The 12,430-nt window shown below is 42.1% G+C and carries 13 protein-coding genes; 5 read left to right on the plus strand and 8 right to left on the minus strand.

Annotation, left to right across the window (positions count from 1 at the left end; all coding sequences use genetic code 11):
• Positions 1 to 56: 56 nt before the first annotated feature.
• Both MA_RS24585 and MA_RS29410 read right to left on the minus strand, forming a co-directional pair.
• Positions 57 to 545, minus strand: coding sequence for a cysteine hydrolase (locus MA_RS24585; protein WP_011022262.1), 489 nt, complete (start codon positions 543 to 545; stop codon positions 57 to 59).
• Positions 542 to 664: a hypothetical protein gene (locus MA_RS29410; protein WP_281085488.1), complete on the minus strand. Its 123-nt coding sequence runs from the start codon at positions 662 to 664 to the stop codon at positions 542 to 544. Before MA_RS29410 ends, MA_RS24585 begins: the two co-directional genes overlap by 4 nt.
• 984 nt (positions 665 to 1,648) lie before the next feature.
• Between MA_RS29410 and MA_RS24590 the strand changes: the two genes are divergently transcribed.
• Positions 1,649 to 4,582: a PGF-pre-PGF domain-containing protein gene (locus MA_RS24590; RefSeq protein ID WP_162013083.1), complete on the plus strand. Its 2,934-nt coding sequence runs from the start codon at positions 1,649 to 1,651 to the stop codon at positions 4,580 to 4,582.
• A gap of 146 nt (positions 4,583 to 4,728) precedes the next feature.
• Here the strand turns inward: MA_RS24590 and MA_RS11850 are convergent, their stop codons facing one another.
• Positions 4,729 to 4,983, minus strand: coding sequence for an isochorismatase family protein (locus MA_RS11850; protein WP_048065353.1), 255 nt, complete (start codon positions 4,981 to 4,983; stop codon positions 4,729 to 4,731).
• A 94-nt stretch (positions 4,984 to 5,077) separates the two neighbouring features.
• The gene (locus MA_RS11855) at positions 5,078 to 5,383 is read right to left on the minus strand and encodes an MscL family protein (protein WP_011022264.1); all 306 of its coding nucleotides are present in this window, start codon (positions 5,381 to 5,383) and stop codon (positions 5,078 to 5,080) included.
• Positions 5,384 to 5,710: 327 nt separating this feature from the next.
• Here MA_RS11855 and MA_RS11860 point away from each other — a divergent pair, with 327 nt between their 5' ends.
• Positions 5,711 to 7,003 carry an APC family permease gene (locus MA_RS11860; RefSeq protein WP_011022265.1) on the plus strand — a complete coding sequence of 431 codons (1,293 nt, stop codon included), beginning with the start codon at positions 5,711 to 5,713 and terminating at the stop codon, positions 7,001 to 7,003.
• A 131-nt stretch (positions 7,004 to 7,134) separates the two neighbouring features.
• Here MA_RS11860 and MA_RS11865 read toward each other — a convergent pair whose 3' ends face one another.
• Positions 7,135 to 8,436: a hypothetical protein gene (locus MA_RS11865; protein WP_048065354.1), complete on the minus strand. Its 1,302-nt coding sequence runs from the start codon at positions 8,434 to 8,436 to the stop codon at positions 7,135 to 7,137.
• Positions 8,437 to 9,115: 679 nt separating this feature from the next.
• On the opposite strand from MA_RS11865, the gene MA_RS29645 reads away from it, so the two are divergent.
• On the plus strand, positions 9,116 to 9,349 hold the full coding sequence (locus tag MA_RS29645; protein WP_345939374.1) for a GNAT family N-acetyltransferase: 234 nt from the start codon (positions 9,116 to 9,118) through the stop codon (positions 9,347 to 9,349).
• 113 nt (positions 9,350 to 9,462) lie between these two features.
• Here the strand turns inward: MA_RS29645 and MA_RS11870 are convergent, their stop codons facing one another.
• Positions 9,463 to 9,642, minus strand: coding sequence for a hypothetical protein (locus MA_RS11870; protein WP_048065355.1), 180 nt, complete (start codon positions 9,640 to 9,642; stop codon positions 9,463 to 9,465).
• A gap of 281 nt (positions 9,643 to 9,923) precedes the next feature.
• Positions 9,924 to 10,166, minus strand: a complete 243-nt coding sequence (locus MA_RS11875; protein WP_011022267.1) for a hypothetical protein — start codon at positions 10,164 to 10,166, stop codon at positions 9,924 to 9,926.
• Between the two features lie 529 nt (positions 10,167 to 10,695).
• On the opposite strand from MA_RS11875, the gene MA_RS11880 reads away from it, so the two are divergent.
• Positions 10,696 to 10,995 (plus strand): carboxymuconolactone decarboxylase family protein, encoded by a 300-nt coding sequence (locus MA_RS11880; RefSeq protein WP_011022268.1) that lies wholly within the window; start codon positions 10,696 to 10,698, stop codon positions 10,993 to 10,995.
• 81 nt (positions 10,996 to 11,076) lie between these two features.
• Here the strand turns inward: MA_RS11880 and MA_RS11885 are convergent, their stop codons facing one another.
• Positions 11,077 to 11,361, minus strand: coding sequence for a DUF1330 domain-containing protein (locus tag MA_RS11885; RefSeq protein WP_083755918.1), 285 nt, complete (start codon positions 11,359 to 11,361; stop codon positions 11,077 to 11,079).
• Between the two features lie 935 nt (positions 11,362 to 12,296).
• Between MA_RS11885 and MA_RS29415 the strand changes: the two genes are divergently transcribed.
• Positions 12,297 to 12,425, plus strand: a complete 129-nt coding sequence (locus MA_RS29415) for a hypothetical protein (protein ID WP_282680128.1) — start codon at positions 12,297 to 12,299, stop codon at positions 12,423 to 12,425.
• Positions 12,426 to 12,430 lie beyond the last annotated feature (5 nt).

A 12,430-nucleotide genomic window follows, 5' to 3' on the forward strand; every position in this document is an offset into this window, starting at 1 on the left:
GACATATTGTTAAAGGTCAAAAAGAAAATATTGAGTTTTTGGAAAAACCGAAGGTTTCAGGAAACAATCTCCAGTTCATCAACTGTACAGACTTCCCCGAACATCGGGAAGATTCCTTCTACGGCAAACTTTTGAAACTCTTCATTTATAGAGGCAGTGCAGTCGCTTAATACCACGCATTTGTAACCTCTGTTAAATGCACTTCTAAAAGTGATTTCGAAGCAAAGGTTTGTTGCAACCCCTGTTAAAAGGAGAGTGTCACACTTTAAACCTTTCAGGATTTGATCCAGATCAGTATTATGAAAGGCGTCCAGGGTATTGTATTTGATGACTACGATGTCTTCCGGCTGAGGAGTAAATTCTTCCACAATCCCGAATTCGAATTCCCTTTTCTCGGGCTTCGTTGTTGCGAATTCCATATGCTTAGCAGTCTTCCATAACCCCATATCCGGTAAAACCTCAAGCCTGATGTTCATTATAGTATGAATAACAGGAATCCCTGCAGCTCTTGCTTTTTCTATGGCTTTCTTCGTATTTTCAATCATATTTTTCTCTTTTGCATGCTTAAGGATCCCCAGTCCGCACCGAACCTATTTTCATGGAGAACATAATTTTGTACGTCTACGGCGATAAGAGCTGTACCTTCTTTCTTTACACTGGTCATTTCTATCCCCTCCTGTTTACCGTGATTTATATCTATGGACTAATTTTTCTCCGGATCACGATTGACTATCCCTGCCTTCTCTCCAGGAATTGATGAAGGGCTTCATGCCACGGTCTGCTTAACTTTTTCCCCAAATTTGAAACCTAGCTCTGGAAACAAAAAACAATTTCGAAAATCTTTTTGCTGAATAATTCAGCAAAGTTCTGAAAGTCCGCCTGCAGGAAATTTTCTGACAGGAAATGGTTCATAATCACTATAGCCCAGTTTTTCCTCTTTTTATTACCTCGTCTTATTTATATATTTCACAGTTTATATTAATCCACTGACAGGTATCCCATTTTGTCCAGATAGTTAAAGATGTGCTTTGTCATTATCGTTTTTATTTTGCTCTTTTTGTGACATGTTTACTTCCTTGCTCTTATTTTTGGCCATTTTTTTTGGAAGATCGTTCCCCTGCGTCGAGCGGAATGGAAAAAACACGGTATGTCAAATAAGGTTGCACAGACAAGAGAATTCATAATTTTGTTCTCATTAGACAGAAAAAAGTAACGTTAGCTGTCAATAAATTGTTCTGCCTGAGCGATCTAAGCTATTGGGACGGAATCCGGGCTCCTATATCGTAACTGTGGAAAATCAAAAACCCAGATATTGGCATATTTTGCTCTGAAGTTGATATGATATGTCGACATCTGGTGATAATTACTGCAAAAAATGTAATCTAATCCAGGTTTTTGCCAATTTGCAGTCATACTATTTAATAAATTATTCTATTTCTTTTTAAAGAGGAGTATATTTATTCTTTTATGATGAGATAACTGTAACTAATTCAAGAAAGTTTGGTGTTTGATATAAGCAGGAGATTACTGGATTTTGAAACAACCAGAACAGGGTTAAAAGAATCACATCTTGAATCAGGGGTGTAATCAGATGAAAATTAAAAAAAGAACGGTAATTTGTTTTGGGATTTTTTTTGTTTTATTTCTGATGACCGTAGGGAACGCGGCTGCAGGTTCGGAACAGAACTCTGCCATCTACGAAGACAGGATAGTGTGGCAGGATGATAGCAACGGAAGCTGGGATATTCAAATGTATGATATTTATGATTCTACTAAAACTCAGATCACCAACAATGAAGCAGACCAGCAGAACCCTGATATCTATGGGGACAGAATAGTGTGGCAGGATTCCCGCAATGGGAACCAGGATGTCTTCATGTATGATATCTCTATTTCCAGAGAAGTCCAGATCACTACCAGTGAATCATATCAGGGTAAGCCTGCTATCTATGGCGATAAGATCGTGTGGGAAGATGACCGTAATGGAAACCGGGATATTTACATGTACGATATCTCCACTTCCAAAGAAACTCGGATCACAAATAACACATCAGATCAGTCATCGCCTGATATTTACGGAGACAGGATAGTGTGGACTGAAGAAGGGGCTATCTACATGTATAACATCTCCACTTCAACAGAAACCCAGGTCACCCCTCATTGGTGGGGCTGGGAAGGATGGGATGAGGAATATCATAATGATTTCGCTAGGGCTCCTTTTATCTATGGAAATAGGATCGTGTATGAGGCTGAAACCGAAACAGGAAACTACCTTATTAAGATGTACGACCTCTCTAATTCCACTGAACAGACCATCGGTTTGGTGGATGAAGCATACTACCCTGCAATTTATGGTGATAAGATAGTATGGGAAAACATTCCTGGTGGCACTCCTTTAACTGGTGACGAGAACCATGATATCCACATGTATAATCTTTCCACTTTTACGGTAACTCGTATCACCACCAACAACTCGCTCCAGGGGGATCCTGCAATTTACGGAGACAGGATAGTCTGGACAGATGCGAGGAACGCAGTTAGTTATGATGACTTGTCGGACATCTATATGTACGACCTCTCAACTTCCACAGAAACCCGGATTACTACAGCTAAAGAAGAACAAATGGCACAGGGTACTGAAACACAGATTACCACCAATGAAGGAGAGCAGGAACGGCCTGCTATCTACGGGGACAGGATAGTCTGGACCGATTGGCGCAATGGAAACCGGCATGACTTCCTAAATGGGGATATCTACATGTATGATATCTCCACTTCTACAGAAACCCGGATTACTTCCAACGAATCATCTCAGTCCCGCCCTGCTATCTACGGAGACAGGATAGTCTGGGCGGATTACCGCAATGACAATGGAAGTTACATGATTTCCGATATTTACATGTACGATCTCTTTTCTTCTACGGAAACTCAGATTAGCACCAGTGGATCAGCATACTCGCCTGCTATCTACGGAGACAGGATAGTCTGGATGGATTACCGCAATGACAATGGAAGTTACACGAATTACGATATTTACATGTATGACCTTTCAACTCACAAAGAAACTCAGATTAGCACCAGTGGATCAGCATACTCGCCTGCTATCTATGGTGACAGGATAGTATGGTATGATTCGAGGAATGGAGATGATTACAATCCAAACTGGAATATTTACATGTACGATCTCTTTTCTTCTAAGGAAACTCAGATTAGCACCAGCGGATCAGCATACTCGCCTGCTGCTATCTACGAGGACAGGATAGTGTGGATAGACACCCGCCGCACTGGAGGGAAGGATATCTACATGTACGACCTCTCTACTGCAACTGAAACTCGAATAACCACCAGCGTATCGGCATCTAATCTTGCTATCTATGATGACAGGATAGTGTGGGATGAGAACCGAAGGTTCAACGGAAATCCCGAGATCTATATGTGGAACCTTTCCACTTCTACTGAATCTAAGATTACCAGTAATGAACCATATCAGTCCGTGATATATGTGGCTTTGCCTGCTATCTATGGAGACAGAATTGTGTGGGATGATAATCGGAATGGAAATGCTGATATCTACATGTTTACCCTCGCTTCGGCCGAGGTACCAGATTCTGGTGGCAATGATTCTGAGTCCCCGGCTGCAGAGTTCACCAGCAACGTTTCCAGCGGGAATGCGCCTCTTTCCGTCCTGTTTACCGATCTCTCTCAATACGCTACAGGAAGGAGCTGGGATTTTAACAATGACGGAATTTCTGACTCCTCTGAAATAGCTCCGGTATATGTGTTCTCAGATCCGGGAATTTACACAGTAAAACTAACAGTAAACAATGCAAACGGCACGGATTCAAAAACTACCACAATAACTGTGGAGAGGAAGAGCAGCGGAGGAAGCAGCGGTAGTGGCGGTGGAGGAGGTTCCCCCGAACCTGCAAAAAACGTTGAAGTCAAGGAACTTTCCCAGGTGTTCATTACAAACGACAAGGCTGTAAAGTTTGATTTCGTGAAGAACGCAACCTGTGTTGTATATGTGGGTTTTGATGCAAAAAAGACCGCAGGCAAGACCACAACCATTGTTGAGGAATTAAAGGGTAAATCTTCACTTGTTTCCGAACTTCCTTCCGGTGATGTCTACAAGTCCTTTAATGTCTGGGTTGGAAATTCTGGATACGCAACTTCCGAGAATATCGAAAACCCTGTTATTTGCTTTAAGGTTGAAAAGGCCTGGCTGCAGGACAAAAACATTGACCAGGCTTCAATTGCGCTTAACAGGTATAGTGATGAAAAGTGGGAACAGTTGCCGGCAAACCTTTCCGGTGAAGATGATACTTACATGTACTTCACAGCCGGGGTTCCTGGTTTCTCTCCATTTGCAATAACAGGGGAGTCAAAGAGCTCCAGGGAAGAAAATGAGACAGGTACAAAGCTTGAATCCGAGGGTAGATCGATCAATGGAAATGAGACCGGGAGTGAAGGGATGGAATCAGAACAGCAAACCGAACAGGAAGAAAGTACAGGCATGCCTGGATTTGAAGTAGCTTTCAGTGTCGCTTGCCTGCTAACAGTATTTCTGTACAAAAGAAGGTAAAGAAAAAGAATGGAGAACAAGGGTTTCAAAGCAGTAAATCTAAATTTCGGCGTGGCTCATTAAAGAGGAAGATTCAGGAAAGTTATTGGATCTTTTTTCTGGATCTTCCTTAAGACTATGGAGAAGTTTCAGGAAACAATCCCAGTTCATCGACTGTACTGACTTCCCCCCAGCATCGGAAAGATTGCTTCGATGGAAAACCCTTGAAGCTTCGCATTGATAGAGGCCGTGCAGTTGCTGAGCACTATGATGTTGTATCCCCTGTCAAAAGCTTCTGCAAGGATAAGCGTGTTCCGCTTGAGTCTCTTCAAAACTTTGTCCAGAGCGGTATCGGAAAAGCCGTTAATAGCGTTACATTTTATAACTATGAAGTCCTCGGGGCGGAGGGAAAGTTCTTCCACGAATCCGATCTGGAACTTCTTTTCTTCAGGGTTGATTTTCGAAATTTACGCTGGTCATTTTTTACCCCCTATTTTACCGAATACTTTCCGGGAATTATTTCTTTTCAACCTTTTCTTCCTGCAGCACTTTTTTTGCAATGATAAAAACTGCGAATGCAATTATAATGAAGTTTACCAACTCCCCGAGAAAAGCTCCCCAGCTTATTACTATTGGCCCCAGTTCAACCGTTGCCGTCTCCCAGCCCCCTCCGGGAACAAAAGGTGTGATAATCGGCATGATAATGTTGTCCACAAATGACTTTATTAGAGCCGTGGATGCGATACCCATGATAAAGGCAATTGCCAGGGGAATCACCTTGTATTCGTAAAGGAATTCCTTGAATTCACTAAAAAGTCCCATATTTTCCCTCCGTATAAATGAAATAATATTAATTATCGGGATGGGTTCTTAACAAAATGTGAAACATTGATCAGAACAAAAAGTTGAAGATCAGGAGCAGATTTAGAAACCAGAAATAAAGCTAAAATCACGGTTAAAATCAGAACAAAAGGTTAGAAAAATCTGTCTGGTTTCAGGGAAAAAAGTATTTCCTGAGATTCTTTAAGAAAAATTATTTCAGGATAAGAGAGACTGTGAAACTGACTTTACTGCCTTCTTTCCGTTTAATTATTAAGAGAGAAGGGAGAAAAAGAAGAGAGACGAGAAAAATAAAAATTGTGATTTTCGATGGCAGAGACAAAATCAATGGGGTTATGGGCTTCAGCTTCCATAGGAGTTGGAGCAATGGTTGGAGCCGGAATCTTTTCAATCTTCGGAACGGCTGCCCAGATTTCCGGAAACGCGGTCTACGTTTCTTTTATTATTGCAGGGATGATCGCACTTTTAAACACCTATTCCTATGCAAAGATGGGGGTCAGGTACCCTTCGGCAGGCGGCCCCGTAGAGTTCATGCTTAAAGGGTTTGGAGATGGAATTTTAAGCGGGGGACTGAACCTCCTGCTCTGGGTGGGTTATGTTTTCGGGCTCGCCCTCTATGCAAAAGGTTTTTCTTACTATGCGATAACCTTTCTCCCTGCAGGTTCGGCTCCTGTGTGGACCAGTTTCTTTGCCACGGCTATCATCCTTGCCTTTACAGCCATCAATTTCAGAGGGGCAAAAACCGTGGGGAAATCGGAGCTCTTTATTGTTTCCATAAAAGTTGGGATCCTCCTGCTTTTTGCTGCTGCAGGGATGTTTTATGTTACTCCAGGAAACCTTTCAATTTCAGCCTGGCCGGCTCCCAAAAATCTCTTTTTCGGGGCCGGAATGGTTTTTCTCGCATACCAGGGCTTCGGACTGATAACCAATGCTGCAGAAGACATGAAAAACCCGGAAAAAAACCTTCCAAGAGCCCTTTATCTGAGTGTCGTGCTCGTCATCATCATCTATGTATCCGTCAGCCTTGCTGTGATAGGAAACCTTTCCGTCCCTGAGATCCAAAATGCACAGGACTATGCCCTTGCGGCTGCTGCAAAGCCTTTCCTCGGGGATATAGGTTTTAAAATAATGGCTTTTGCTGCCCTTTTTTCGACCTCTTCCGCAATCAATGCCTCCCTTTACGGAGGTGCAAATGTAAGCTACATTCTGGCAAAAGATGGAGAATTGCCCGAAATTTTTGAGAGGAAAGTCTGGCACCGAAGTCCCGAAGGGCTCTTTATCACCTCAAGCCTGGTTATTCTCTGCGCAAACTTTCTCCAGCTTGAAGGAATAGGTATGCTTGCCAGTACTTGCCTTCTCATGGTTTACGTGGCAGTTAATATTTCCCACCTTCGCCTGTTAAAGGAAACCGGGGCAAAATCCTATATTATCTGGGCTTCACTTTTAAGCAGCCTGACCTTCTTTTGCGTGCTTTTGTACTACGAATTCATGCATTCGAAGACAACTCTCGGACTACTTGGATTTACGGTTTTTTGTTGCTTTGCTGCCGAATGGACCTACAGAAAATACTCCGGTAGGCTTATAAAGGAAAGGACAGGCTGAATCTGAAAACTGGATCTTAAAAAAGAGTTGAAACCAGAGTTGCTGCAGCCTGCTTGCGCTGCACACTGCCAGTTTCAATTTCACTTTTTGACTTGATGGATTCTCATGCGTTAAGGGCTTCCCGGAAGTTTTCACTCTCCGGGATGCCAGCGTTCCATATGCTTTTCATGGGTTTTCAGATAGGCTCCTTTTTCGTAAAAGTGGTCATAGAACTCGAGGTCTATGTGCTGGGCCTGAAGGTAAGGCATGACAAAAATGCTTGGAACTGTACCCGGAAACTTCCCAAAATTGTCGTAAATATACTGAGCCTGAAGAGCGACACACTCCCTGAACTCCTCGTTATGGGGTATGGCGTTGCTACGGACTGCCTTCGCATCCCTGTAGTAACCCGGGGTATCGGGATTGAAAGGTCCCCCTTTTCCGAACTTTCTTTCGGTAAGTACATCAACTGCATGGCGCATGTCCCTGTAGTGGGGAGGAGTATGGCCTTCAAAAACTCCCGGAAGCCCGGTGGGGTTTGGAAGAGCCCAGCGCTCGTCCGTATCATACCGAAAACCAAGCCCGGGAACGTCAGGATTTCCACTTGCCCCCAGGGCTGCAAAGGGGTCGATTCCGTTGAACATCCAGCCGCCAAGCCCCATTGCCTGCAACATGAGCATCCCGGCATAGCAGGTAATAGACAGCTCTGCAGTCGCTTCGGATAAAGACCACATCTCCAGAAAACTTACGGGCAAAGGATTTTCCGTATCAACAAGCTTGCTGAACTGCTCAAGGCCTTCTATCTTTTTCCCATGTACGTCGTCATAAAAACAGATCCCGTTCTGTGTATAGTAGCAAATCCCGGCAAGCACATGCTGGGCAAGGTCTGCTACGGGAATGATCAGGGTTGTTCCGGGATGATTGACTACCCAGGTATTATGGGCTTCAATATACGGTGTCTCAGGAGGGAGTTTCATCCTGCCCTCTGAGATTTTACTGACTCTTGCCCTGTGGGCTTTAATCAGCTCTTCGGCATCAAAAGTCCCGCTTTCCGAACGGGTTGCCAGTTCAGGCGCGTCTCGGGTCTCGAAAAAGTAAACACCCGTATCATCGGTAAAAAAGAGCTCACTTGTATGAAAGCCAGCTGCTGAGGGAAAAGTGCGTCCTCCGGCACTGCAGGCATAGTTGGAGAGAGCAGGCGCATACCTTTCTCCGCGCATTATTAGGTTGTGCCAGCCCGTGTTTCCTGAAGCTGCCGAAAGGACTAACATCTGCTCCCATTCTGTAAGAGGCAGAGGAGCATGCTTTGATGTGTACTTAAAATACCCATCCGGAATAGAAGCCCCCAGAAAGAAACGGCGTGCTCTTCTTCCGAAAAGTGCGTCCGTGAACTTGAAATCAAGTATATCTGAAAAACCCGGTGGAAGATTTTCCTTATCCCTATCCTTACTCATATAATCTATACCCCCATAACAGAGATTGCAGGAAAAGGGCATAAAACTAACGCTGTGGCTTTATGTTGATTTTTGCAAAAATCAGGTTTGTCTTTGAATATTATGCCTCTGTCCGGCCGGAGAGCATTATGAAGTTTCACCTGACTGGAAGATTTCCTAGGACAGATTCCCCGTAATTACAGGGAGCTTAAGGGGGAAACCAAAATATGCATAATTTTATATAATATCAGTAATTAATATGTATATAGGGCATCTGACAAATACTTTTTTCATACACTCAACAGCTTTTACACCCCCCACTCCCAAACCCCCCAAACTCTCAGATGCCCATCCCCCATTCTTTTCTTACTTCCAAACCCTTGAGGTAACTTCCCAAAAGATTATCTCCAAAAGACACAAATCCCCTTCATGCTCCTAATTCTTTTTCCTATTTTCTCTTTCCTATTGATATCGATAGAATGACTCTGGTCCCTGCGACTGTAAAGCTATATCTTCAGGAAATGCATGACCTGCCTGGCTTTTTTCTTCTACCCTCAAAGCACATGTCCCACAGGAATGGTTCCTTGAGCAGATCACTCCTGAGGTCATTGAAGATTTATAGGGAGGACGCAGGCAAAAGATCGAAATCAGGATCTCCTACTGGCTCCTGTATCAGAAAGGGTCGGAACTATCGTTCCTGATAGGAAGCGGGAGATTTCTTGCCTATGAGAAAAGAACTCTTAGCCAGGGTACTCATTACTTTCTGGCACCAGGATATGCGACCAAGGCTGTTAAATCAATGTTGCAGCGGGTTTTTTCCAGCCTCAAAGGGGACTTCATCATAGCTTATACGTGTCCACACATGAAGGCTTCGATCCGTGTGCTGGAAAAGAACAGATTTCTTTTAAAGGAGCCGTGTCCGAAGAGGGAATAATAACTTATGAGCTTTGGAGAGAAAACGGATGTTTTTGATCTTTTAAGATTAAGTTATTGAAATAATTTGAGTACTTCCAGAAAAGGCCAAAAAATAGCAGTATAAACTCAATTTTATATATTTTCAGGTATTTTATACATATGGGCATCTGAAAAACTTTTTTCAAACCCCCCACTTTCCCATTCCCCAATTCCCACCTCACCGAAAAACAGATGCCCTACTCCTTCAAATATTACCTCAAGCTTTCCGTTTACAGGGAAGCCAGAGACCTTATCTATTCTGTTTTTTTCCATCTGAGGATAAGTTTTGATCGGGTAAAAAGTTATTTCCGGAATTCGTTGAACTAAGTCTCTTGTTGTATCTGAATTCTGGAACTTATTTGAATTCTGGAACTTAGTGTAATTCTACTGTTTATTGTATTTGTATTCGTTTGTATTCGGTTAATTTTGCAGGATTCACTGCTTATTCTCATGTATAAAACACACTTTTGTAAATCTGTCTTTGAATGAAGGGTAACAATGGCGCAAACTTTACCTCTTCAACTTTAACCGAATACAAACATCGAGAACTATTATCATTTAGTCTTACTGTATGTCCTGATCGAACTGATTGAAGTCCAATCATAATAAGTATTGATTTTTTGTCCTTCCTCTTCTTCTGTTATGCGTACGAATTCTTCCCCCAGGAAAAGCACAGCCTTCTTGTAGATCTTTCCTTCGTTGATCTGAATACTGACTCCTTCTCTGAGCTTTCTTGACATCGTTCCTTCCAGAGGGGATGATGCATATTCAAAAACTTTTTCCCATGTTTTGTTCATTTCTATTCACCTTTCAGATGTCTTACCGGAGATGCATTACCGTAATTTCCTGCTTTAGTTTGAACATAAATGCCTAATATATTCAGTAATACACCGGAATCCTATGTACTAGCTAATAATAAATAAAGTTTTTTATAGGCAGTAATATAAATTAATGTGAATAATGAGAGAGATACGGCAATCAGATAAGTCCAAAACAGGAGGCTTTCTGGCTTTAACGTCGAATGTTTTAAAATTAATCAGTACCAAAACAAAATAAGCATCAAAATAAGATCTAACAGGTAATACCTCTTAATCCAGGATCTCTTAATCAGAGTCACTTCATGAGGATTTCCTAAGTGAGTTTTTATACGTGAGATCTTTTAAGCGTAAAAGTCCTGTTAAGTTCTGTTACGTTAAGTTCCGTTAAGTTAGGTCTTGTTAAGTTAAAGTCCTGTTAAGTTAAAGTTCTATTAAGTTAAAGTTCTATTAAGTTAAAGTCCTGTTAAGTTAAAATTCTTGAAAACATAAGTGAAATGGAGATTATAACATGCCAGAACATCCTCTCAAAGTTATAATGGATAAAGACCCGGAATTATTTTCCCTGCTTGAAAACATGCGAGAACTTTCTTTTGCAGAAGGCGGAATTCCTCTTAAGTACAAATTCCTTATTGCAATGGCTCTGGATGCAGCTAACGGTGCAGTTGACGGAGTAAAGGTCCTTGCAATCCAGGCAATGGAAGCCGGAGCTACAAAAGATGAGGTTATGGAAACGATAAGGATAGCCCAGTATATTTTCGGAGTTGGAAGTGTTTACACGGCTGCAAAAGCCCTGACAGACGTCTTATAAAATTCTATTTTCGGACAGAGCTCAGGTAGAGAATACTCCCTGAGCTTATGCTTCCCGATTGGTAAACCCTATCGGTTACAGTTATTCAGGGGGGAGATATCCATTCACTACTATCGATTCTGTAATGGTTGAATTCTCTCGAGAGGGCGCAATCTCAAGGTATTTCTCAGAATTGAAACAATTTCTTAACTTTTCCAGGGTTTCGAACTCGATCAGGATTATTCTCTCGGGGTCCCAGTTCCCAAACATAGATATCACTTCTCCTCCTCGAATCAGATACCTGCCGCCGTGCTTTTTTATGATTTCGGGAACTTTTTCGACATACCCGGCGTAAAGTTCGTGGTCCAAAACTCTGATTTCAATTATATATAATCATACATTTTTCTCCTTTTCTTCAAGCTCTGTTAACTGAGTTGAGTAGCTGATTTTCATAAAATATCCGGCTATATTAAGGTCGGTATTCCGGTTACAATCTGCCGTAACCTCGCTATGTTACTGTCGTGAACTACCGCTAAACTAAAGATTTAGCGGCTTCCTGAATCCTCCTCCCAGCCAATGTTGGCGAGTCGTACAGGCTCTGCCCCTCGTTCCAAAGGTGAAACAGAATACGAACGTGAGATTATACTTGAGATGCTTTCCAGCTTCCGGTTTTCTCCGGCTTGACGTTCCCGATCCTTTCAGGTATGAGGATACCCTGTTATCCAACTCCTCAGCTTGGTTTTCGCATTTTGGTTGTGGTGACAGTATTAAATATTATAATATAGTTAATAAAACAAACTTATTTGCAGAAGCAATATCAGGAGAATGTTGAGAAGTTGACGCTTATATCCCCCTGAGCTTAAAGACTCAGGGCTTTTATGCTTCTTCATATAAACGGGTTATGTTCTTCCATAATCTGGCTATATTATTGGCATAGATATCTGTTTATTTACAGTACTGCCAAAAATCATAGAAATTCTTCGAGAGTAACATAATTTTATATCTTATAGAGTATTATTATGTTATAGGGGCATCTGAAGAATCTTTCCTCTGTGTTTCTCCAGAAAACGTATTCCACCCATTCCCAACCAAAAAAAGCCAGATGCCCTATTATCCCCAAACTCTCTCTTTTTTCAAAAAGCCGAAGGCATCGACTCAAGCTTTTCATTCGCTTTTTTTAAACGAGAAATCTGCGAATTTTATGTTTCAGCGATAGCTATAAATACTAGAACCTCGAATTGACTGATCAGTCAATATTACAAGTTTAAATATTTACGAGCTTAAATATAGAAAAGAAGGTCAGCGACAAAAAAGCAGCTATAATGGGAACAGCCCTGAAACTTTTTACGGGAAGATGCTTCCACGGCACTTCCACAGCCCAGATCTCAAAAGATGTCGGTGTGGCTACAGGGATCTTTTTAACTACTTCCCAACCAAGGAAGCCCTCATAAACAGC

The organism is Methanosarcina acetivorans C2A, assembly GCF_000007345.1.
Taxonomy (GTDB): Archaea; Halobacteriota; Methanosarcinia; order Methanosarcinales; family Methanosarcinaceae; genus Methanosarcina; species Methanosarcina acetivorans.

Coding starts and splice junctions, on each gene's coding strand:
- MA_RS11865 (WP_048065354.1), bottom strand. CDS start 8,436: ATGAGTAAGGATAGGGATAAGGAAAATCTTCCACCGGGTTTTTCAGAT.
- MA_RS11880 (WP_011022268.1), top strand. CDS start 10,696: ATGCCAGAACATCCTCTCAAAGTTATAATGGATAAAGACCCGGAATTA.
- MA_RS29410 (WP_281085488.1), bottom strand. CDS start 664: ATGACCAGTGTAAAGAAAGAAGGTACAGCTCTTATCGCCGTAGACGTA.
- MA_RS29415 (WP_282680128.1), top strand. CDS start 12,297: ATGGGAACAGCCCTGAAACTTTTTACGGGAAGATGCTTCCACGGCACT.
- MA_RS24585 (WP_011022262.1), bottom strand. CDS start 545: ATGATTGAAAATACGAAGAAAGCCATAGAAAAAGCAAGAGCTGCAGGG.
- MA_RS24590 (WP_162013083.1), top strand. CDS start 1,649: ATGACCGTAGGGAACGCGGCTGCAGGTTCGGAACAGAACTCTGCCATC.
- MA_RS11860 (WP_011022265.1), top strand. CDS start 5,711: ATGGCAGAGACAAAATCAATGGGGTTATGGGCTTCAGCTTCCATAGGA.
- MA_RS11870 (WP_048065355.1), bottom strand. CDS start 9,642: ATGGAAAAAAACAGAATAGATAAGGTCTCTGGCTTCCCTGTAAACGGA.
- MA_RS11855 (WP_011022264.1), bottom strand. CDS start 5,383: ATGGGACTTTTTAGTGAATTCAAGGAATTCCTTTACGAATACAAGGTG.
- MA_RS11875 (WP_011022267.1), bottom strand. CDS start 10,166: ATGAACAAAACATGGGAAAAAGTTTTTGAATATGCATCATCCCCTCTG.